Source organism: Streptomyces sp. NRRL F-5135, assembly GCF_000719775.1.
Taxonomy (GTDB): Bacteria; Actinomycetota; Actinomycetes; order Streptomycetales; family Streptomycetaceae; genus Streptomyces; species Streptomyces hebeiensis.
This window is the reverse complement of record NZ_JOHR01000007.1, coordinates 461,338-482,026: the sequence shown is the minus strand read 5'-3', so window position 1 is coordinate 482,026 and position 20,689 is coordinate 461,338. Positions and strand designations below refer to the sequence as shown.

Annotated in this window: 17 protein-coding genes and 1 pseudogene; 9 read left to right on the top strand and 9 right to left on the bottom strand. The window is 71.7% G+C overall.

Annotated features, from left to right (window positions below):
* Positions 1–16 precede the first annotated feature (16 nt).
* Both IG02_RS0114640 and hemC read left to right on the top strand, forming a co-directional pair.
* Positions 17–1,105, top strand: a complete 1,089-nt coding sequence (locus IG02_RS0114640) for a LacI family DNA-binding transcriptional regulator (protein WP_078854471.1) — start codon at positions 17–19, stop codon at positions 1,103–1,105.
* Between the two features lie 125 nt (positions 1,106–1,230).
* Complete coding sequence (gene hemC / locus IG02_RS0114635) at positions 1,231–2,169, top strand: hydroxymethylbilane synthase (RefSeq protein WP_030746656.1); 939 nt, start codon at positions 1,231–1,233, stop codon at positions 2,167–2,169.
* Here the strand turns inward: hemC and IG02_RS36360 are convergent.
* The gene (locus IG02_RS36360; RefSeq protein ID WP_063756783.1) at positions 2,162–3,136 is read right to left on the bottom strand and encodes a hypothetical protein; all 975 of its coding nucleotides are present in this window, start codon (positions 3,134–3,136) and stop codon (positions 2,162–2,164) included. The genes hemC and IG02_RS36360 overlap by 8 nt on opposite strands.
* Positions 3,137–3,198: 62 nt before the next feature.
* Positions 3,199–3,858 (bottom strand): hypothetical protein, encoded by a 660-nt coding sequence (locus IG02_RS0114620; RefSeq protein WP_030746653.1) that lies wholly within the window; start codon positions 3,856–3,858, stop codon positions 3,199–3,201.
* A gap of 164 nt (positions 3,859–4,022) precedes the next feature.
* Between IG02_RS0114620 and IG02_RS0114615 the strand changes: the two genes are divergently transcribed.
* Positions 4,023–4,781, top strand: a complete 759-nt coding sequence (locus tag IG02_RS0114615) for a GntR family transcriptional regulator (RefSeq protein WP_030746651.1) — start codon at positions 4,023–4,025, stop codon at positions 4,779–4,781.
* Between the two features lie 38 nt (positions 4,782–4,819).
* On the top strand, positions 4,820–5,065 hold the full coding sequence (locus tag IG02_RS0114610; RefSeq protein WP_030746647.1) for a DUF2277 domain-containing protein: 246 nt from the start codon (positions 4,820–4,822) through the stop codon (positions 5,063–5,065).
* Between the two features lie 31 nt (positions 5,066–5,096).
* On the opposite strand, the gene IG02_RS0114605 is transcribed toward IG02_RS0114610, so the two are convergent.
* The 5 genes from IG02_RS0114605 to IG02_RS0114585 form a co-directional block, all read right to left on the bottom strand.
* Positions 5,097–5,768: a DedA family protein gene (locus tag IG02_RS0114605; protein WP_030746644.1), complete on the bottom strand. Its 672-nt coding sequence runs from the start codon at positions 5,766–5,768 to the stop codon at positions 5,097–5,099.
* Between the two features lie 179 nt (positions 5,769–5,947).
* Positions 5,948–6,385, bottom strand: coding sequence for a DoxX family protein (locus tag IG02_RS0114600; RefSeq protein ID WP_107055609.1), 438 nt, complete (start codon positions 6,383–6,385; stop codon positions 5,948–5,950).
* A gap of 76 nt (positions 6,386–6,461) precedes the next feature.
* Complete coding sequence (locus IG02_RS0114595) at positions 6,462–8,456, bottom strand: FAD/NAD(P)-binding protein (protein ID WP_030746638.1); 1,995 nt, start codon at positions 8,454–8,456, stop codon at positions 6,462–6,464.
* 157 nt (positions 8,457–8,613) lie between these two features.
* Positions 8,614–10,602: an alkaline phosphatase D family protein gene (locus tag IG02_RS42805; RefSeq protein ID WP_234314737.1), complete on the bottom strand. Its 1,989-nt coding sequence runs from the start codon at positions 10,600–10,602 to the stop codon at positions 8,614–8,616.
* A 95-nt stretch (positions 10,603–10,697) separates the two neighbouring features.
* Positions 10,698–11,351, bottom strand: a complete 654-nt coding sequence (locus IG02_RS0114585) for an HNH endonuclease family protein (protein ID WP_030746633.1) — start codon at positions 11,349–11,351, stop codon at positions 10,698–10,700.
* A 442-nt stretch (positions 11,352–11,793) separates the two neighbouring features.
* Here IG02_RS0114585 and IG02_RS0114580 point away from each other — a divergent pair, with 442 nt between their 5' ends.
* Positions 11,794–12,531 (top strand): ABC transporter permease, encoded by a 738-nt coding sequence (locus tag IG02_RS0114580; protein ID WP_030746631.1) that lies wholly within the window; start codon positions 11,794–11,796, stop codon positions 12,529–12,531.
* Positions 12,532–12,614: 83 nt separating this feature from the next.
* Here IG02_RS0114580 and IG02_RS0114575 read toward each other — a convergent pair whose 3' ends face one another.
* Positions 12,615–13,298 (bottom strand): HAD-IA family hydrolase, encoded by a 684-nt coding sequence (locus IG02_RS0114575; protein WP_030746629.1) that lies wholly within the window; start codon positions 13,296–13,298, stop codon positions 12,615–12,617.
* 362 nt (positions 13,299–13,660) lie between these two features.
* Between IG02_RS0114575 and IG02_RS0114570 the strand changes: the two genes are divergently transcribed.
* On the top strand, positions 13,661–15,709 hold the full coding sequence (locus tag IG02_RS0114570) for an MDR family MFS transporter (protein ID WP_030746627.1): 2,049 nt from the start codon (positions 13,661–13,663) through the stop codon (positions 15,707–15,709).
* A gap of 217 nt (positions 15,710–15,926) precedes the next feature.
* Here the strand turns inward: IG02_RS0114570 and IG02_RS0114565 are convergent.
* Positions 15,927–16,412 (bottom strand): annotated as a pseudogene (locus IG02_RS0114565) (GNAT family N-acetyltransferase); the annotation flags it as partial.
* Between the two features lie 177 nt (positions 16,413–16,589).
* On the opposite strand from IG02_RS0114565, the gene IG02_RS0114560 reads away from it, so the two are divergent.
* The 3 genes from IG02_RS0114560 (at position 16,590) to IG02_RS0114550 (ending at position 20,628) form a co-directional block, all read left to right on the top strand.
* Positions 16,590–17,258 (top strand): hypothetical protein, encoded by a 669-nt coding sequence (locus tag IG02_RS0114560; protein WP_030746621.1) that lies wholly within the window; start codon positions 16,590–16,592, stop codon positions 17,256–17,258.
* Complete coding sequence (locus tag IG02_RS41540; protein ID WP_051765008.1) at positions 17,258–17,905, top strand: hypothetical protein; 648 nt, start codon at positions 17,258–17,260, stop codon at positions 17,903–17,905. Before IG02_RS0114560 ends, IG02_RS41540 begins: the two co-directional genes overlap by 1 nt.
* Positions 17,906–18,453: 548 nt before the next feature.
* Complete coding sequence (locus tag IG02_RS0114550) at positions 18,454–20,628, top strand: bifunctional glycosyltransferase 87/phosphatase PAP2 family protein (protein ID WP_420707748.1); 2,175 nt, start codon at positions 18,454–18,456, stop codon at positions 20,626–20,628.
* Positions 20,629–20,689 lie beyond the last annotated feature (61 nt).

Below are 20,689 nucleotides of genomic sequence, written 5' to 3'. Positions count from 1 at the left end.
GCATATCCTTCGGTCCATGCGTGATGACAGGAGTGCGGGCCGGGTCACCCTCGCCCAGGTGGCCTCGCAAGCCGGAGTCTCCCTTTCGACAGTTTCGAAGGTCCTCAACGGGCGTCCCGATGTATCGGCGCCCACCCGGGGCAAAGTGGAGGAGCTGCTGGAGGAGCACGGCTACCGGCGCTCGGCGCCCACCGCTCCGGATGCGCCGCTGATCGAGATCGTCTTCCACGAGCTGGAGAGCGCCTGGGCGATGGAGCTGATCAGAGGGGTCCAGAACGTCGCCAAGGAGACCGGGGTGAGCGTCGTGCTCACCGAGACCGGGACTCGCCACTCCCCGGGCGCCGACTGGGTGGAGGGCGCGCTGCGACGCCGCCCGCTCGGGGTCGTGCTGGTCTTCTCCACCCTCCCCGAGGACCTCAAGAAGAAGCTCTGGTCGAGGGCCATCCCCTTCGTCATCATCGACCCGGCGGGCGATCCGGAGCCGGACGTGCCGTCCGTGGGATCGGCCAACTGGGCCGGCGGGCTCGCCGCCACCCGGCACCTCACCGAGCTCGGACACCGCCGGATCGCCGTCATCACCGGCCCCCAGGACATGCTGTGCTCGCTGGCGCGCCTGGACGGTTTCCGCTCGGCCATGAGCATGGCCGGGATCGCGGTCGATCCGGAGCTGGTGCGGTACGGCGACTTCCACGTCGAGTCCGGCCACGCGCACGCGAAGGAACTCCTCCAGCGGCCCGACCGCCCCACCGCTGTCTTCGCGGGCAGCGATCTCCAGGCGCTCGGTGTGCTGGAGGCGGCGCGGGTGCTGGGGCTGCGCATCCCCGAGGACCTGTCGGTCGTGGGGTACGACGACATCCCGCCGGCCCGGTGGTCGAGCCCGGCGCTGACCACCGTCCACCAGCCGCTGGTGGAGATGGCGGAGGAGGCCGCGCGGATGCTGCTGCGGCTACGGAAGTCCGGCCGCCCGGGCCCCGCGGCCCGTACGGCCCGCAGCGACGGCGCGGGCGCCGACCGCGCCGCGCAGCCGAGCCGTCCGGACCAGGCGGACACGCGGATCGAACTCGGTACGAGGCTGGTGGTCCGCGACAGCACGGGGCGGCCGTAACCGGGGGAGGACCGCCACACGTTGCCGGTCCTTTGATTCCGACCTGGTGTCTGCATGTCCCCGTGGTTATGACACATATTCTGGTGGCACTCTGCCAGGCCTACTCGGGGAGTTGTCCAGTCGCCGTGAACAATATCCGTGTCGGCTCACGCGCCAGCAACCTTGCCAAGGCTCAAGTGCGTGGCTTTCTCGCCCCTCTGCGTGAGTGTTTCCCGGACATCACATTCACACACCGGGTGATTGTGGAGGGCGGGGACAAGGACCGCACGTCACCGCTGGCCAGGGTGTCCACCGACAACGGCGGTTCGGCGTTCAGTAGTGAGCAGGAAGCGGCGTTGGCGCGGGGCGAAGTGGACGCCGTCGTCCATTCGCTGAAAGACCTCCCCACGTCGAATCCGCCGGGTCTCATCCTGTTGCCTCCGCCAGGCCGCGAGGAGGTGCGGGACGCCTTGTGCGGATCGACGCTGGCGGGACTGCGAAAGGGTGCACGAGTCGGGACCGGCGCGCCGCGCAGAATCGCTCAGCTCCTGGCGGTACGCCCTGATCTCGAGGTGGTGCCGATTCGAGGCAATGTCCCGCCCCGCCTCAAGAAGATGGAAACCATGGGACTTGACGCGGTCGTTCTCGCGGCGGCGGGGCTTCGCAGACTCGGCCTGGAAAAGGAAATCGGCGAGCTGTTGCCTCTCGATCTCTTCCCGCCGAGTCCGGGGCAGGGCGCGCTGGGGATCCAGGTCCGTGAGGCAGCGGTGGATGTCCGGGAAATGCTGTCCACCATGGGGGACCACTCGGTTGACGCGGAGGTCCGTGCGGAGCGGGCACTCCTCGCGGAGTTGCACGGAGGGTGCAGCGTACCTGTGGGTGCCTACGCCGAGCCCCTGCCGGACGGGAAGATCTCACTGTTCGGCCAAGTGACGTCGCTGGACGGCTCGGCGCGCGTCTCAGGGACGCTTGTCGGCCCGCCTGGCGAGCCCGAAAAATTGGGTGCCGCTTTGGCCGGAGAACTGATCGACCAAGGCGCGCACTCAATTCTGGACGCCGTGCGGGCCACTCTCGCGATCAGCTGAGCCGACGAGCGATGTCGAGCGCCGCGTAGGTCATGCTCGCGCTCGCCCCGGCACGCTTGAGCATGGTGAAGAGTTCCATCAGGCGGCGAACGTCTCGCTGGCCCGTATCGGCGTCCATGTGAGTCAATGTGCTGTACTCACCGGAGACGGAGAACGGGAAGAGCGGCGCGCGAGTCATGCTCCGCAGCGTGGTCAGCACGTCAGCGGTGAACATGGCGGGTTCCAACAACAACATGTCCGCTCCGTCCGCTTCCATATGTAAAGCGGAGTCGATGAACTGATCGGCGCGGCCGGGATTGATTTGGAATTCTCGGTTGGTACCCGCTTTCGGGACGGCCCCCATCGTGCGACGGAACCCTTCGTACAAGCCGGACCAGAAGATCACATGCGGCATGACGGAGACACTTTCGTGTCCGGCCTCGTCCAATGCGCGTCGCACGCCGCCTGTAGTACCGAGCAGCATGGACGCGGGGCCGACGATGTCGGCGCCGGCTTCGGCGTGAGCGACGGCCTGGCGAGCCGTCACGTCCACTGTTGCCGCCACGTTCGGCCGACCGTGCGTTCCGACGAGGTAGCAGACTCCGTCAGTGGTGTACGAGCACAGACACGTTTCGGTCATGACCGCAATGGACGGCGCGGTGTCCTTGGCCGCGTGGATAGCACGGGCAATCAGCGAGTCAGCAGCCAGGGAAATCTCCCCTGTGGCGTCACGCTCGGCCGACTCGGCGAACAGCTTCACGGACGGGACGCCGAGGGCTGCGGCCTCGCGCACCACGGCGGGGATCTGCTTGATCGTCACGGTGGGCATGGGCCTGCGGGCGGGCTCCGCCGTGACGAGCAGCACCATGGACAGATCGGCTGGAGTGAGAGTGCGCGGCTCCAACAGGCTTCGGACGGCAGACCGGCTCCGGAGTGGGCTCGTCGTCCTGGTGGCGGTACGGAGGTGAGGTGTCGTGGAGACGGACATGGGTGCCTCGTTTCGGTTCGAGGTCGGACAAGGGGATGTGCGGCCCGGTCGGGGGAGCGGGCTCAGCCGGCGGCCGCTCGGGCGGCCTCGGGGGCCAGGTCCACGACGGTGAATTCACGCAGTCGCATGATGAGTTGCCCCGCCCTGACCCAGTGGATGAGGGGATCACCGAAGGCCACCCCGGTGGCCTTCACCGCCGTGGGGGACGGGTGTCCCGGGCGGTGGAGCGCGCCCTGCACGCCGGCCGGCGCGAAAGTCCGCGCGCGGAGGGCCACGTACCGGGACCGCAGATGGGGGCAGGCTCGGACGGACCGTAAGGCGCAGGGTACGCACAGCGGCGGATGGGTCGTCGTGAGATCGAGGGGCGGGGGAGCCATGGCGTGGAGGTCCTCGCTCACCAGCCACAGCACACCGTCCGCAGTGCGGTCGGCGGGTCGGCCGCAGACCTGGCACAGCAGTTCGAGCATGGCTCGCCGTTGTCGAAGCGCGTGGACCTTGCCGAACTCCGGTCGGCCTTTGCCCGGCTGCGAGGGCGCACGGGTCCACAGCACCCCGTCCGTGTCGCGGCCGTACGGCCGCTCGTCGGCGTAGCCGATACCTCTGCCTTTCGTGACGACGCGCATACGGGGTGCCTGCTCGGCGCTCCACTTGGCGATGTACGGCACCTCGGCTGCCGGCCTGGATGGGGCAATGGTGGGGACGTTGGCCTCGGAGGACCGCATGGCGACTCCCTCTGGTCGGTGACGACTTTCCAGGTATCGCCCAGTGAAGCCATTCATCTCTAGAGATGTCTAGATATCTGTCTAGAGATGCTCCGGAGGTGTGTCGAAGGTGCGCCGGCGCGGCGTGGCCTAGGCTGTCTAGAGAAGAGGGGAGAGGTTCACGTATGGCGACCGAAGGCGGAGACCGCCGGCCCAAGTACCAACGCATCGCTGACACGATCCGGGACGCGATCCAGGCGGGTGAGTACGGTTCTGGCGATCGGCTTCCCGGGGAGAACGAGCTCATGGCCGCTCATGGCGTGGCTCGGATGACCGCGCGGCAGGCGCTGGGAGTCCTGCAGAACGAGGGGATCGCCGAGTCCCGCAAAGGCGCGGGTGTGTTCGTGCGCGCCTTCCGGCCGCTGAGGCGGCGCGGCATCGAGCGGCTGTCGCGCGAGCAGTGGGGTGCGGGGCGCTCGATCTGGTCGGCCGATACCGAAGACCGCACACTCGTGGTCGATCAGGTCGGGGTGACGGAGAAGCCCGCCCCGGAGCGGATCGCGCACGTACTCGGTATCGGGTCCGGTGATGCCGTGTGCGTGAGGCGGCGACGGTTCGTTCTGGACGGGAAGCCGGTTCTGCTGGCCGCGAGCTACCTGCCGGCGGCCCTCGTCGCCGGGTCGGCGATCACCGAGCAGGACACCGGGCCCGGTGGGATGTACGCGCGGCTCGGGGAGCTCGGACTCGCTCCGGTGCGGTTCCGAGAGGAAGTCCGGTCACGAATGCCCTCCCCGGACGAGACGAGCCGGCTCGGGCTTTCCCCGGGCACGCCCGTCATGCTCATCTGCCGTACGGCGTTCACCGCCGACGGTCGCGCGGTGGAGGTCAACGAGATGACGCTCGACTCGGCGGCGTACGTGCTCGAATACGGCTTCGACGCATAGCGCGGCGGAGAGGCGGGCGCGTCGGCGACACTGGAGGCATGTGCCGCAGCATCAAGACCCTCCGCCCGCCCGTGCTCCCCGAGGAGGCGACCGAGGACGACATCCGGGCCGCCGCGCTCCAGTACGTGCGCAAGGTTTCCGGTTTCCGGCAGCCCGCCGCGCACAACCGTGAGGTGTTCGAGCGGGCCGTCGACGAGATCGCCCGGTCGACCGCGCGTCTCCTGGAGGACCTGGAGGTGCGGGGCGGTCCGGCTCGTACGGCGTCGTCGGGGGCGTCCGGCTGAGCCCGTCAAGGGCCGGGCCGGGCCCCGGTCGCTACGCCGTCGCGCCCGCCGCGCCCGCCGACGGCGGGCGCCGTATCACGTACGCCGCCAGCGAGCCCGCCAGGAACAGTGCCAGTACGGACACCAGCGCACCGATCCAGCCCGCCCCCAGCCACCGGGCGCCGAAGTAGCCGAGGCCCGCGCTGTAGCCCGTCCACGCCACGCCCGCCAGTGCCGACCAGGGCAGAAACTCCTTCACCTCGCGGTGGGCCGCGCCCGCGCCCAGGGAGACCACCGAGCGGCCGGCGGGCGCGAAACGGGCGATCACGACCAGGAGCCCGCCGCCCCCGCCGAGAGCGTTCCCGAGCCGTTGCTGGGCCGTGGTCAGCCGTCGCGAGCGGGCGATCGCCCGGGTGATCCGGCTGCCGTCGCGCCGGGCCAGCCGGAAGGCCAGGAGGTCACCCAGTACGGACGCGACGACCGCGCACAGCATCAGCAGGAGCAGGGAGGGCACCTCGCGCGGTACCTGCTGCGCCACCCTGCCCGCGGCGCCCACGGCCGCCACACCCGCGGCCGTGGTCGACCCGGCGGCCGCCGCCGTGGCCGTGGTGATCACCAGTACGCCGCTCGGCAGTACGGGCAGGAACACGTCCAGCAGTACGGAGACGGCCACGACGGCGTAGATCCATGGGCTGCCGGTCAGCGCCCCCAAGCTTTCCAGCACTTCTCCGACTCCCCGCCCACGCCCTGCCCGGTCCCGTGACAGCGCCGGGACGTCGCGCGAGCGGCTGGGCGGCCATCGACGTACAGCGTACGCCTGTGCGGTACGCGAGGGCGGCACGGGGCGCGGAAAAGCCGGTGCCCGGACCCCGCCACGGTCCGGGTACCGGCTACGGCGTCGGCTCAGGCGGCGACGGTCGTGCGGTGCTCGTCCTTCTTGTTCTCGACGCCGTCACGGGGACCGTACAGCGCGTCCAGGGCGAACGCGCCCGGCCCGGTGAAGACGATCAGCAGGAACGACCAGCAGAACACGACGGCGAGCTCGCCGTTGTTCTCGATGGGGAACAGGCCGTCGGACTGGTGCACGACGAAGTACGCGTAGGCCATGGCACCGGATGACACGAACGCGGCGATCCGGGTACCGAGGCCCAGCAGGACCAGGATTCCGCCGATGAGTTCGATGACGGCCGCGAACCAGCCGGGCCAGGTCCCGACGGGGACGCTCTCCTTGCCGAAGGCGCCGAAGAGCGAGCCCAGCCCGTGGCAGGTGAAGAGCAGCCCGACGACGATGCGGAACAGGCCCAGCGCATAGGGCCTGGCGTGATTGAGGCGGGTGTACAGGGTGAACATGGGGGGTTGTTCTCCTTCGATCAATGGTCCGGACCGATGAGGACGTTCCCCTGCACGTTAGGCTGGCCTAATCGATGCTTGCAAGTTCAACATTCTGCCTTGGGCCAATTCGCGCCGAGTCTTCCGTCCCTCCGGGGGGCGGAGTTCGCAGGAGGGCACGTGCCACCACGTCCGAATCCGAGAGGAGTACCGAGTCGACGCCGGGCCTGGCACCGGCGGCGGTCACCCAGTGCACTCCTTCGGTCGGCACGCCCACCGCGAACCGTCGGGCATGCGGCCTGCCCTGGCGGTCTATCACGTGATATGGCCGAGGGGTTACATCCAGCCCACCTGTCTCGTAACCGCCGACCAGGTGCGGCCGGCACTGCCCGGTCTTCAGCAGTCGCGAAAGCAATGGATCGCAACTGCGCCGGAGGTCCGGTTCGGGCAGCCGGGCCTCCACGAGCGTCCTCGCGTGGACGAGTGAACCGGGCACGTCGGGGGACTCGGCGGTGAACACTCCGTCAGCCATCCGTACGGCGGTACGGGGTCCGATCACGTCCAGCACTCCCGCCTCGACCAGCGCGGCCATCTCCTCGATGCGACGGCGCGGCGGGCCGATGGACAGGAAGGCGTTCAGCGGGGTGTACCAGCGGTCCAGGTGGTCGCGCCGGGAGGTCCCGGACAGGCCCCGGTGGTCCACGATCAGCCGTACCTCGTTGCGCAGGTCGCGCAGCACGTCCTGCGCCGCCTTCAGCGGACCCGCCACGTTGCCCAGCGCGGCCTGCGCGGCGTCGTCGCGCAGCCGGGCCAGCAGCCAGGCGCGATGGTCCGCCGGGTCGCGGAAGCTCGCCCCCGCGTACGGACGTGAGACCGCGTCCCAGGACCAGCGCTCCGTCCGGGCGAAACCCGCCTCGTCCAGGACCGCGGCCTCCTGGGCGCTGCCGTGGGGCGCGGCGAGGAAGCGGTCGAGCACCCGTTCCCACGCGCTCGCCGGACGGCCGTTCGCCGCCCAGACCGCCCCGTAGAAGACCGCCTCCACCTCCTTGGCGACCAGCGGCCATATCTCGCGGCGGAAGTCCGGCGGGTCGCCCTCGTCCGCGCGCTTGCGGAACACCGCGATCACATCCGGCGTCAGCACCAGCGGCAGGTGCCTGCCGGAGGAACCCTTCGCGTTGTCCCCGCGCGCCTGGTACGGGGCCCCGCGCCGCGACCCCGCGTACAGCTGCGGCTCGCGCCCCGACGGGTGGTATACGAGGACACCCTCGGCGTCGCGGCTGAAAATCCCGCCGCGTCCGGCCGTCAGCAGTGCCATGTGGTCGAAGAAGTTGAGCCCGAGGCCGCGCAGCAGCACCGGTTCGCCCGGAGCGACGTCCGAGAGATCGACATCCGCCGGGTTGGCGGGCGGCAGGTAGCGCAGCCGGTGACGCACCGCGTACTCCGAGAACGCCGCCTCGGTCTGACCGGAAATCACCGGCAGATGCCCCTGGGCGAGCACCACGCCGCAGAGGCCGGTCAGGGTGGTGCCGTTGTCCAGGGTGAGCGTCTGGGTGGGGGGAACGCGGTCACCGAGGGCCGAGTCGGGGGTGTGGGCCGGCGCGGCGTCCGCGAGGCCGCCGCCCGGGGGCACGTCGTCGTCCAGCCGGACGGCACGCGCCCGGTGGACCCGCACGGTGACCTGCTCCGGAGCGTTCGCCACCGTACGGCGGAAGACCCACTCCAGGTAGCGCCCGTAGGCGGCGCGGGTCGGGTAGTCGTCCGGCCCGAGCCGTTCCGCGGGCCGGGAGGCGGCCCACTCGTACAGGCTCGGGCCCGGGCGTATCGGGCCGTCGCACACGACGCTCTCGTCGGTGAACACCGTCACCTGGGACGCCACGGTGTTCATCAGCAGTTCGCCGGACTGGTCGGTGCGCCAGACCTGGCCCGCGCCGGGAGCGGCGGGGTCGACGACATGGATGGTCAGGGCGGTGTCCGGGACCAGTTCGGGCGCGGACGCGCAGAGTCTTTCCAGGACGGAGGTGCCACGGGGACCGGCTCCGACGACGGCGAGGGAGCGGGACAGGTGAGGCCGTACATCGGACAAAGCTGTGACTCCCGGGGCATGTGGGGTTGCTGGAAGTGGATGGTCCGATCATCATGCCGTTGCATGGCCGGGAGTTCGAACCCGTGGGTGAAGGATCACCTCGTGTGGCAAGGATCACGCCTCCCTGGCATCGGGCAGGGAGGGGACTCGTCCGAATTCAAGGGGTGTTCGGCCCGGGCCCCGACCTGTTTCCGTCCGCGGCCGGGGCTCCTCGGCCCATGGCCGAGTCCTTTTCGTCCGTGGACAGCACCCTTTCGTCCACCGTCACCAGCGTCGCGCCGCCGTCCTCGGCTCGGGCGTGATCGAGCCGGAGGACGGCCGAACGGCCGTTCGTGGTGAGGGTCATCAGCTGATTGGCGAACCATGGCCCGCCCGTTTTGCGCCAGCTGATGGGGGGTGCGATGACGCGTCCGTGCCGCGTCAGGAGCCGGCCCGTGCGCCGCCCGAGCCGGCTCCAGCCGAACCGGAAGCCGAGCTTCAAGTACGCGGGGACGGAGTTGTGCACGGGGGAGCAGGTCAGCTGGACGACGTGCGCGTCCGGGCCGTCGCCCGCGGTCCAGCGGGGCTCGGCGGCGTACGCGTGGTGGACGTCTCCGGAGAGCACGCACACCGTCGCCGGGGCGTCGGGGCCACTGCCCGCCTCGGCGATCAGCGCCGTCAGCTCTTCGAAGGAGCGGGGGAAGGCGGCCCAGTGCTCCAGGTCGGCCGCCCTGCGCAGCCGCTCACCGAACCGCGCCCAGCGGGGGCCGCGTTCGCCGCGGCAGAGGGCGGAGTTCCAGGCCTCGCCGTCATGGATGAGGGGCGGGAGCAGCCAGGGGAGGGAGCTGCCTATGAGGAGATGGTCGTACGGGGCGCGGTGGTCGTATGCGCCCGGTCCGCGGTCATCGGGGTCGTACGGCCGTGGGCCATCGGGGTCGTACGGCCCGGGGCGCGACACATCCGGGGCCTCCGGGGACCAGGAGACGTGCGGCAACCGAGGGTCCTGCGAGGAGGGAGGATCCTGAGAGGGGCGAGGGTCCTGCGGGGGCCGGGGAACCGGGGGCCGAGAGGCACTCGCGCGGCCCGCGAGTGCCTGGTCCCTCACCCACTGGGCCTCGCCCTTGGCCAGCATCGCCCGCTCACCCTCGTCCAGGACGCGGGCGGCGCGCGAGTCGACCATCAGCAGCCGGGTGCGGCCGAAGTCGCGCCGGTAGCTCCAGCGCACGGCCGCCGGGTCGCGCTCCGCCAGGTCGGCGTACCGGCGGAGCGGACCGGTGCCGTCGGGCTCGGCGCGCACGGCCGCGTACAGCTCGTCCGCCGCCAGTTCGGCGGGGGAGATGTTGCCGAGGTGCTGGTAGACCCAGTACGACATCAGTCCGCTGAGCACCCGCTCGCGCCACCAGGGCGTGGCCCGCATGTCGGCGAGCCAGGAGGCGCTGGTGTTCCAGTCGTCGATCAGGTCGTGGTCGTCGAAGATCATGCAGCTCGGGACGGTGGAGAGGAGCCAGCGAACGGCCGGGGCACCCCACGATTCGTCGTACAGGTACGTGTACTCCTCGTAGTCCGCGACCTCGGCGCCCGGCGGCGCGCTCAGGTCGCGGCGCAGCGCGAGCCGCTGTCCGGTCGGCTCGGACGTCTCGTCCGCGTACACCTGGTCGCCGAGGAGGAGCAGGACATCGGGCCGCGCGGAGTCCGTCTCCTCGGGGCCGGCGGTGGCGGCGCGGCCGGTGGTGGCGGCGCGGGCGGCGATGCGGGTGGCGAGCGCCTCCAGGGCGTCGGGGCCGATCGGGTCCGGCTCCCCGTGGGCCGGGGCCGCCCAACGGCAGGAGCCGAAGGCGACGCGGACTCCGGGGCCGGGCGTCCCGGGGGCGGGAGCGGCGGGGGAGCGGATCGTGCTGGGCGGGAACGGCGAGTCCTCGGGCGGCCACACCCGGCGGCCGTCGAGCACCACCTCGTACGGCGTCGTGGTGCCGGGCGTCAGGCCGGACACGGGGATCAGCGCGTAGTGGTGTCCGGCGATCCGGAACGTACGGGACGAGCCGTACGCGCCGTCCGCGCAGCGGACCTCGGCCGTGGCGGGGCGGTCGGCCTCGACCCAGACGGTCGCCGTGCCGTTGCCCTCCCAGTCGACGTGTCGCAGCAGTGGCCCCAGACGCAGCCCGGTCATATGTGCCTCCTCCATCGCCCCGTACGGTACGGAACGACGGAGGAGTCCGGGAGGGAGACCTGCCGGTTACCGGCGGGCCGTGGCGAGTGCGTTGATCAGCAGCCGTTCAGGACACCGCTGATCGCGCTCTTCTCGGCCGAGTCGACGGTCAGCTTGTAGTAGTACTTCACCTGCACCCACGCGCGGACGTACGTGCAGCGGTACGAGGTGCGCGGCGGCAGCCACGTCGACGGGTCCTGGTCGCTCTTGGACTGGTTCACGTTGTCCGTGACCGCGATGAGCTGGGGGCGGGTCAGGTCGTTCGCGAAGGACTGCCGCTGCGCGGTGGTCCAGCCGCTCGCGCCCGACTTCCACGCCTCGGAGAGCGGCACCATGTGGTCGATGTCCACGTCGGAGGCGGCACTCCAGGTGGCGCCGTCGTACTCCGAGTACCAGCTGCCGCTGACGGCGGCGCAGCTGGAGTCCTGCTGGACGTTCGAACCGTCGCGCTTGAGCACGACCTCACGGGTGTTGCAGGCGCCGGACTGGGTGATCCAGTGCGGGAACTTGTCCCGGCTGTAACCGCTGGAGGAACCTTCCGCCTGCACCGTGAGCTGGCTCAGGTAGGTCCGGGCGGTGGCGGCGCTGACCGGCGTGGGCATGGCGGCCTGCGCGGTCGGGGCGGAGAGCAGGGTGGTGGCGGAGGCGAGCGCGGCGGACGCGGCGAGAACGGCGATGCGCGGCATGCGACGCGCGTAGACACCTGACATGCGAACTCCCTTGAGGGTGAGGGGACGTGATGCGGCGTGCGGTTCCGGTGCGAGGCTCGACCGGCCCGGGCGCCAGCGTGGTGGCGCTTGGTTTCCGTGGGGGGTGCGTCAGGTAACAGAGTGGCGACATGTTCACGTCACATCAAGGGGGCGTGTGGGGCGATGTCGGTTCGGTGGGGCGGCAATTGGGTGCCTATCGGCGCAGAATTGACGAGGTGGGAGGCGGTGTGGGCGGAGCGGGCCGGAGGGCCGGCCGGCGCCGTCGCCCGATGGATGCGCGGGGGCGCGCCGACGGGGCGCGGGCGGGGCGCCGTGCGAGGCGGCCGGGGCGGGGGCGGTGTACCGGGTGGCGTGTGGGGTGGCGTGTGGGACGGCGCCGGTGTCGGGCGGTCCTCGCCGGACGGCGCGCGGGTGCGGCGCGGGAGCGGCATAGGGTGGGCGCGTGCTGCTGCGGGTCGATGTCACGTTCGGGGTCGTCCTCGGCCTGCTGCTGATCGCGGCCGTGGCCGTGGCGGCGCTCGCCCGCCTCGGCCGGGCCCGCGAGATCGCCGTCGCCGGGGTGCGCGCGGCGCTTCAGCTCGGCGCGGTCTCGTTCCTGATCGGCTGGGTGGTCGGCGGTGTACCGCCGACGATCGGGTTCGTGGCCCTGATGTACGCCGTGGCCGTCCGTACCGCCGGGCGCCGGGTCACCCCGAACCGCACGTGGTGGTGGGCCGCCGTGCCCATCGGCGCGGGGGTGGGGCCGGTGATGGCGGTGCTCCTGCTCGTCGGTGCCGTCCCCGCGAAGGGCATCGCGCTGATCCCCGTCACCGGCATCCTCATCGGCGGCGCGCTCACCGCGACGGTGCTGGGCGGCCGGCGGGCGCTGGACGAACTGCACGCGCGGCGGGGCGAGGTGGAGGCCGGGCTCGCGCTGGGGATGCTCGACCGGGACGCGCGGATGGAGGTGGCCAGACCGGCGGCGTCCGACGCGCTGCTGCCGGGTCTGGACCAGACGAGGACGGTCGGGCTGGTCACGCTGCCGGGCGCGTTCGTGGGCATGCTGCTGGGCGGGGCCTCGCCGGTGCTGGCGGGGGCGGTGCAGCTGTTCGTGCTGGTGGCGTTGATAGCGGTGCAGGCGGTGGCGGTGAGCGTGGTCCTGGAGCTGGTGGCGCGGGGACGGATCCACCGCGACATGTGACGCTCGGGGCGGGGCGCGGGGCGCGGCAGAGTGCGCCGACGTACGTACGTGCGGCTCGGCCGCGCGCTCATGCTACGTACGGCTCAGTCGTGCGCGCCCACGTGCAGCAGGATCTCGCCCGTCGGCAGGGCCTCCACCCGCAGCCGCGTCAGGTCCGCGACATGCGCGTCCGGGGACAGGGCCGCCGCGCGCGGGCCGACGCCCACCACACGCATGCCCGCCGCCCGGCCCGCCGCGATGCCCGCCTCGGAGTCCTCCAGGACGACGCAGTTCTCCGGGGCGAGGCCCAGTTCCGCCGCGCCCAGCAGGAAGCCCTCGGGATCGGGCTTGCTCGTCGTCACCCTCTCGGCCGTGACCCGGATCTTCGGTACGGCCAGTCCCGCGGCCGCCATCCGGGAGTCCGTCAGGGCCGCGTCCGCCGAGGTGACGAGGGCGTGCGGGAGCGTGGCGAGCGCCGTGAGGAAGTCCCGTGCGCCGGGGATCGGGACCACGCCTTCCGTGTCCGCCGTCTCGTTCGCCAGCATCACGCGGTTGTCGGCGTGGTTGAGCTCCATCGGGCGGTCCGGCAGCAGCAGGGCCATGGTGGCGTGCGCCTGCCGGCCGTGCGCGACCTTGAGGACCTCCTCCGGATCCAGCCCGTGCTCGATCGCCCAGACACGCCAGTTGCGCTCCACCGAGGCGTCGGAATTGACGAGCGTGCCGTCCATGTCGAGCAGGAAGCCCCGCGTGGTCAGGGCGGACGTCGCGGAGGAAGCGGTGGCCGACATCGGCTGATTCTCCAGGAGGCGCGGAAGCGGGCGGGAGGCGCGGACGGAAGGTGTCGGCGGACAGCGGACAGCGGACAGCGGGCTGCGGGTGGCTGGCGGCGGGACGGGTGCGGCGGAGGTCAAGTGGCTCCGCCCGTCGGTCAGGGTGGGACGGACGGAACCACTTTGTTTCGTCATTATACAAACGGCTTCCCGCGGAGCCACCCCCACCTCGCTCCCGGCGGCCCGCTCGACAGGCCATAACGGGACGAAGCGGCCAGGATGGAGAGCAGTCAGTGCCGCCGCAAGGGCTGCCCGGGGCGCCCCGTCCGTCCCGTGCGGCCGCACCCCAGCACGTCGGCACATCGTCGAAGTGAGGTCCCATGGCTCAGGACGTGAGTGTCCCGGCGGTGAGCCCGGCACCCGGTGAGGGCCGTCCTCCCCGTACCGTCCTGGCCGCTGTCGGTGCCCTGCTCATGGGACTGCTGCTGGCCGCGCTCGATCAGACGATCGTCTCCACCGCCCTGCCCACCATCGTCAGCGACCTCGGCGGCCTCAAGCACCTGTCCTGGGTGGTCACCGCCTATCTGCTGGCCTCGACCGCCGCCACGCCGCTCTGGGGAAAGCTGGGCGACCAGTACGGGCGCAAGAGGCTGTTCCAGACGGCCGTCGTCATCTTCCTCGTCGGCTCCGCGCTCTGCGGTCTCGCCCGGAGCATGCCCGAACTCATCGCCTTCCGCGCGCTCCAGGGCCTGGGCGGCGGCGGGCTCATCGTGCTGTCGATGGCGATCGTCGGCGACCTCGTGCCGCCGCGCGAACGCGGCAAGTACCAGGGGTTGTTCGGGGCCGTCTTCGGCGCCACCAGCGTGCTCGGACCGCTGCTCGGCGGCTTCTTCACCCAGCACCTCAGCTGGCGCTGGGTCTTCTATGTCAACCTGCCGCTCGGCGTCGTCGCCCTGCTCGTCATCGCGTCCGCCCTGCGCCTCCCCGCGTCCACGGCCCGCCACACCATCGACTACCTGGGCACCTTCCTGATCGCGTCCCTCGCCACCTGCCTGGTGTTGATCGCCTCGCTCGGCGGGACGACCTGGGCCTGGGGCTCGGGCGAGATCATCGGCCTGGCGCTGCTCGCGGCCGTCCTGCTCGTCCTCCTCGTACGGGCCGAGCGGCGTGCGGCCGAGCCCGTACTGCCCCTGCGGCTCTTCCGGATCAGGACCTTCGCGCTCGTCGCCGTCATCAGCTTCGTCGTCGGTTTCGCGATGTTCGGAGCCATGACCTACCTGCCCACGTTCCTCCAGGTCGCGCAGGGCGTGACCCCGACCGCGTCCGGCGTGCGGATGCTGCCCATGGTGATCGGCCTGCTGATCACGTCCACCCTGTCCGGTCAGATCATCAGCCGTACGGGCCGCTGGAAGGCGTTCCCTGTCCTCGGCACGGGCGTCACCGCCGTGGGGCTGCTCCTCCTCCACCAGCTCACCGTGACCAGCGGGACCTGGGAGACGAGCGGTTACCTCTTCGTCTTCGGTGCCGGGCTCGGGCTGGTCATGCAGGTGCTCGTACTGGTCGTCCAGAACGCCGTCGGCTACTCCGACCTGGGCGTGGCCACCTCGGGCGTCACCTTCTTCCGCTCGATCGGCGCGTCCTTCGGCGTCGCCGTCTTCGGAGCCCTCTTCACCGGCCTGCTCACCCGTCGGCTGACCGACGCCCTGGCGGGCGAGCCGCTGCCGCCGGGGGTGGGTCCCGGCTCGCTCGCCGCCGATCCCCGGGCGATCGGGCGGCTGCCGGCCGCGCTGCGCCCCGCCGTGCTCGACGCGTACGCGACCTCCATCACCCATGTCTTCCTGTACGCCGTCCCGGTGGTGCTGGTCGCGTTCGCCGTCACGTGGTTCCTCAAGGAGGACCGGCTGCGCCGCTCGGTCACCGCGCCGGAGATAAGCGAGACCCTGGCCGCCAATCCGGTCGAGCGCTCCTCCTGCGACGAGGTGGCGCGCGCCCTCTCGGTGCTCGGTACGCGCGAGGGACGCCGCCGGATCTACGAGACCCTCATCGCGAGGGCGGGCTACGACCTGCTCCCCGCGGCCGGCTGGCTCCTGCTGCGCATCCGCCGGCACGGTTCCGTGCGGCCCGCCGCGCTCGCGGAGACCCTGTCGGTCCCGGTCAGGTCGGTCACCGATGCCTCCCGGCAGGTGGAGGAGCGCGGGCTGGCCCGCCGGCAGGGGCTCGACCTGGTGCTCACGGAGCGGGGCGCGCTGGTCGCACAGGCGCTGGCCGCGGCGCGGGAGGAATCGCTGTCGGAACTGCTGGGGGACTGGTGGGGCCCCGACCGGCCGACCGATCTCGTACAGCTGGTGGAGCGGCTGAGCGCCGAGCTGTGCGGTTCGGACGGGGAGCGGCCGTACACCCCGCCGCCGCCCAGGGACCACCTGGCCTGAAGACCCCGGCCGGCACTCCGGCCCGGCCCGGTACTACGCGTGGAACGCTCGCCCGGCACGGTGCGCGGGTGCGCGGCCCGCACGGTACGGCCCGCACGGTGGGACCTGCCCCGGGCGCACGCTACTGGCCGTCGCGCGGGTGGGGCGCGGACGCGGGCGCGGGCCGGGTGGGCCGCGCGGCCCCCGGCGCCGGCGCCGGCGCGGGCGCGGGCGCGTCCAGCTCCTTTCCGTACCAGATCTGGCTGTACGGGCCGGGCTCGCCGTACGCCGGGATCTCCCGGAAACCGTGTTTGAGGTAGAGCCCGCGCGCCTCCACGAGGTCGAGCCGCGTGTCCAGGACCAGCCGGTGCGCGCCGAGCCGCCGCGCGGCCTCGGCCAGCGCGGCCAGCAGGGCGCCGCCGCCCCCGGTGCCGCGCGCGGCGGGGCTCACGTACACCCGGGTCAGCTCGGCCGTACCCGCGTCCAGGAGCCGTAGCCCGCCGCAGCACGCGGCCTCGCCGCCGTACCGCCCGACGACGAACTCCCCGGTGGGCGGCGTGAGCGCGTCGGGCGGGTCCTCGGCGAGCCCGTGTGCGATCTCCGCCTCGGTCGCGGGGCGGCCCCAGTAGCGCCCGGCGACTTCCGCGTAGTACGCGAGGCGCAGCCGGGCGGCGTCGGCGGTCGCGAAGTGCTCGGGCCCCACGGACCAGGTCTGTCGGCTCATGGGCGGTTCTCTACCGGGCGGTGAGCCGTTTGGCCACCGAATAAGGGGCAACTCGACTCTTAGGAACGATCGTTGCGCGCGGGCCTGGCCGGCGTCGGCACACACCCGGCCCGGCCGATCCGTTCGAGGCGCCGGACCGGTGGGGCCGGCCGAGCCGATGAACTCAGGAAGGCAGCCATGTCCACACTTCTGATCGTCGTCGCCTTGATCGCGGTCTTCGTGATCATCGCGGCCGTGTTCCTGTACGCGGGGCCGGGCCGGGGAACCGGGCGGAGCGGGCTGAAACGCCGGTTCGGACCCGAGTACGACCGAGTCGCCGCCCGGCACGGTGGTGACACCAAGGCCGCCGAGCGCGAGCTGGGCGAACGCCTCCAACGCCACGGCGGGCTGCGGCCGAATCCGCTCTCCGCCGAACGGCGGGAACAGTACGTCGCCCGGTGGGCCGGGCTCCAGGAAGGCTTCGTCGACTCCCCGGGCCAGGCCGTGGTCGAGGCCGACCGGCTGCTGGCGCGGCTGGCGGAGGACCGTGGTTACCCGGCCGGTTCGCGACTCGACGACCAGTTCGACGCCCTCTCCGTCCATCACGCGCGCCAGGTGGAGGGCTACCGGCGCGTGCATCAGCACGCGACCGCTCTGAGCACGAGCCCGAGCACGCCTGAGGACAGGGGTGCGCCTGGCGGGACCGGCGTGAGCACGGAGGAGCTCCGTGAGGTGATGGTCGGCGCGCGTGAGCTCTTCGAGGAACTGATCACCACCCGGCCGGAGTGGGGCGGCGGCCGCCCCGGACGCGGCGATGCCGGCCGGAACCGGAACTTTTCACTACGGCCCAAGGGGAGTGGTGCGTGATGGCGTACGACTCGAAGAATCCGGACGACCCGAAGAACCTGGAGAAGGCGAGCGCGGCGGACATGGCGGACACGGCGCACGACCTGCACGCGACGCGTGCGAGGAACACGGCCGGTACCAGGGAGCCGACGAGTGTCAAGAACGCCGTGACGCCCGAGGTGCGGGAGCTACGAGAGGTCCACGACACCCGCGAGCACGGAGAGCCCCGAGAGCCCCGTGTCGCCGATGCCCGTACCGGCGGTGCAGACGTCATGCCCGGCACACCGATGGGTGCTTCGATCGGTGCCGGTGCCGGTGCCGGTGCCGGTGCCGGTACGGGTGCCGGTATCGGTACGGGTGCCCGTACCGATACCGCTCGTGGCTCGGAACCGCGTCTCCTCCCCGAGGGCGAGAGCGACCAACTGGCTCTGCGCCTCCAGAAGGCACTCCACCACTTCGTGGACGGCCCCCGGCGCTCCGTCGAAGAGGCGGCCGGCGTACTGGAGGAGGCCACCGAGCGACTGACACACGCGCTTGCGGAGCGCCCCCGTACGCTTCGGGCAGGCTGGGACAACGGCGGTGACGGGGCCGCCCCGGCCGACACCGAGCGGCTGCGCGTCGCGCTCCAGAGCTACCGCGAGGTGACCGAACGGCTGCTGCGGGTCTGATCCGTCCGATCCACACGGATCCGTCCGAGCCGCGGATCCGTCCGGTCCGTGGATCCGTGGACCGGCCCGGGGTCGGGCACAGCATGAACTCGGAGGCGGCGGGCAAGGGACGGCCCGCCGCCTCCGTCCGCGTGCGCGCCGGGTCAGCCGACCGTTCGCGTTTCGGCGTGGCACGGTCCCCCGGATATGCTCCGTACGCCTGTCGGCCCCGCGTTGCAGGCGTCTCACGAGCCGCCTGCGCCACCCGTATTGCCCGTATCACCCGTGTCTCCTGTGCCACCCACGTCTTTGACGCCCCGGGCGTCGCCTGTGTCCTGGCGGGTTCGGGCGTGGGGAGGGCGCGGTCATTGAGACAAAACAGGGATGACACTCAGGCGAAGAGGGGGTTGCCTGAGTCTTCTGAACAGGGCAGTGCGAGGCTCTATGCCCAGGTATGGCGTTTTCGGAGGGTGGGGCGGCGCGGCGTGGGGAAAGCGGAGCACAGCGTGCACGGCGGCGGAGCGGCGGCCGGTGCGGCGGGAGCCGCCGGCGTGGTCGGGGCGGCGGGTGTGGCGGGCACGGCGGGTGTGGCGGGGGCCGGATTCGGCAGGGTGCGCGTGGTTCTCTGGCTGCTCGCCGGCGTGCTGGCGATAAGACAGGCAGCGGCGGTGCTCCGCCTGCCGCCCGGTGAGCGGCTGACCGATCTGGAGACGTGGGTCGGGGACAACGGCGTGCTGCACGTGGCGGGTTCCCTGTACGAAACGGGCAAGTTCACCGGAACCCCGTTCGCGGGCCTCGTCCTCAGACCGCTGGCCCGCTCGGCCGAGCAGAGTCTCGGCATCGCCTGGACCTTCGGCACCCTCCTGCTGGTCGTCGCACTCGGACTGGTCGCGGCCCGCGCCCTGCCGGGCCGGGTCTCCCGCCGTACGGGACTGCTCGCCGCGCCCGTCGCGATCAGCCTGCTCATGCTGTCCCTGCCGGTACGCAACAGCTTCCACCTGGGCCAGACCAGCATCATTCCCGTGCTGCTCGTACTGGTCGGCTGTTTCGTCGTCCGAGGGCAACGCGCGCCGGGCGTGCTCATCGGCGTCGGCGCGGCCCTCCAGCCCGCCATGCTCCTCTTCGCGCCGCTGCTGTGGCTGACGGGGCGCAAGAACGCGGCGGTGTCGACGGCGGGGACGTTCGTCCTCGGTACGGCCCTCGCCTGGGTGGCCCTGCCCAACGACTCGTGGGCGTACTGGGTGCACCATGTGGCGGGGGCGGGCCTCGGCGACAGCCCGGACAGCCTCGCCAACCAGTCCCTGCACGGCGCGTTGCTCCGCCTCGGCCTGACGGGGCCCCTGGAAGTCGTCCTCTTCGTTCTCCTCGCGGCAGCCGTCGTCCCCCTCGGACTGCGGCGCGCCGTCCGCTACGCCCGGGACGGGCAACTGCTGCTCGCCGTCGCGCTGACGGGCTGTGTGGCGGTCGCGGTCTCGCCCGCGGCCTGGCAGCACCAGCTGCTGTGGCTGCTGCTGGCGGTGGTGGGGCGGGTCGGGACACGGGCCAGGGACCGGATGGTGTGGCCCGTGCTGGTGGTGCTGACGATGACACTGCCGGGGAAGATGTTGTTGCCGAGCATGGCGTTGCTGTCTCCGATACGGGAGAACGTGACGCTGATCGCCGCGCTGGCGGCGGCCTGCGGAGTGCCGTTCCTGCTGCGGACCTCGCCGTACTTCGACAAGCCCGTCCCGACCGAGTACGCGCGACCGGTGCCCGCGCGCTGGAACCGGGTCCCGCTGGCGCCGTTCTGGCGGCGGCTGGTGAGCCGGCCGAATCTGCTGCTCGAACTGCTGGTGATCCGCGTCGGGTACGCCGTCTACTCCCAGATCCGGCTCGTCGCGACGGGCGGCCGGGCGTCGGCGGAGGAGCACGGCCGGCAGATCCACGGCATCGAGAAGGCGCTCGGGATCGACATCGAGCGCTGGGCCAACCACGCGGTCGTGGAGATGAAGTGGGCGGAGAGCTTCTTCAACTTCTACTACACGTCCTTCCACTTCGCCGTGCCGCTGACGATCCTCGGTGTTCTGTACGTCCGCCGGCCCGCCGACTACCGCTGGGCGCGCTCCTCGCTCGGTTTCGCCACGGTCCTCGCGCTGATCGGCTTCTGGTTCTATCCGCTGGCCCCGCCGCGCCTGATGCCGGGCCTCGGCTTCATCGACACCGTGCACGGCCCGCAGGACCTGGCGAACCCGGACTACGGGGCGATGACCGCTGTCACCAACCAGTACGCGGCGATGCCCTCGCTGCACTTCGGGTGGTCGCTGTGGTGCGGCGTCGTGGTCGTCGTACTGGCGCCGAAGCTGTGGATGAAGCTGCTGGGGCTGCTGCATCCCTTGTTCACCGTGTGCGCGATCATCGCGACGGCCAACCACTGGGTGCTGGACGCGGTGGGCGGTGCGGCGGTCGTGGGCGCCGGATTCGCGCTGACGTACGTACTGGCCGGGCCGCGGAAGCTGATGCCGGAGGCGGGTGAGAAGCAGGACCCGTTCCCCTTGGGCAAGGGCGCCGCTCTGGGCCTGGACGGCGCTGCGGGTGGCGCTCGGCGGGAAGCGCCCGACGGGGACAGCGGCGAGCGGCGGGACGGGGACAAGGACCGCGACGGGGACCGTGGTGAGCGGCGCGACGAGGGACCGGACGAGGGGCCGGACGCGCCGACGGGGACGGAGCGGAAGAATCCAGTGTTTACGGAGAGTGAGCAGGGGTAGCTTTCCGTGCATGACGAATAGTTCGGAAGTTCGACGCTCGGACGTTGTTGTACGTATCGCG

Excerpts from the sequence above, each read along its gene's own strand:
- IG02_RS0114585 (WP_030746633.1), bottom strand. The coding sequence starts at position 11,351 with ATGTCAGGTGTCTACGCGCGTCGCATGCCGCGCATCGCCGTTCTCGCC.
- IG02_RS0114610 (WP_030746647.1), top strand. The coding sequence starts at position 4,820 with ATGTGCCGCAGCATCAAGACCCTCCGCCCGCCCGTGCTCCCCGAGGAG.
- IG02_RS42805 (WP_234314737.1), bottom strand. The coding sequence starts at position 10,602 with ATGACCGGGCTGCGTCTGGGGCCACTGCTGCGACACGTCGACTGGGAG.
- IG02_RS0114615 (WP_030746651.1), top strand. The coding sequence starts at position 4,023 with ATGGCGACCGAAGGCGGAGACCGCCGGCCCAAGTACCAACGCATCGCT.
- IG02_RS0114575 (WP_030746629.1), bottom strand. The coding sequence starts at position 13,298 with ATGTCGGCCACCGCTTCCTCCGCGACGTCCGCCCTGACCACGCGGGGC.
- IG02_RS0114640 (WP_078854471.1), top strand. The coding sequence starts at position 17 with ATGCGTGATGACAGGAGTGCGGGCCGGGTCACCCTCGCCCAGGTGGCC.
- IG02_RS36360 (WP_063756783.1), bottom strand. The coding sequence starts at position 3,136 with ATGTCCGTCTCCACGACACCTCACCTCCGTACCGCCACCAGGACGACG.
- IG02_RS41540 (WP_051765008.1), top strand. The coding sequence starts at position 17,258 with ATGGCGTACGACTCGAAGAATCCGGACGACCCGAAGAACCTGGAGAAG.
- IG02_RS0114570 (WP_030746627.1), top strand. The coding sequence starts at position 13,661 with ATGGCTCAGGACGTGAGTGTCCCGGCGGTGAGCCCGGCACCCGGTGAG.
- IG02_RS0114560 (WP_030746621.1), top strand. The coding sequence starts at position 16,590 with ATGTCCACACTTCTGATCGTCGTCGCCTTGATCGCGGTCTTCGTGATC.
- IG02_RS0114620 (WP_030746653.1), bottom strand. The coding sequence starts at position 3,858 with ATGCGGTCCTCCGAGGCCAACGTCCCCACCATTGCCCCATCCAGGCCG.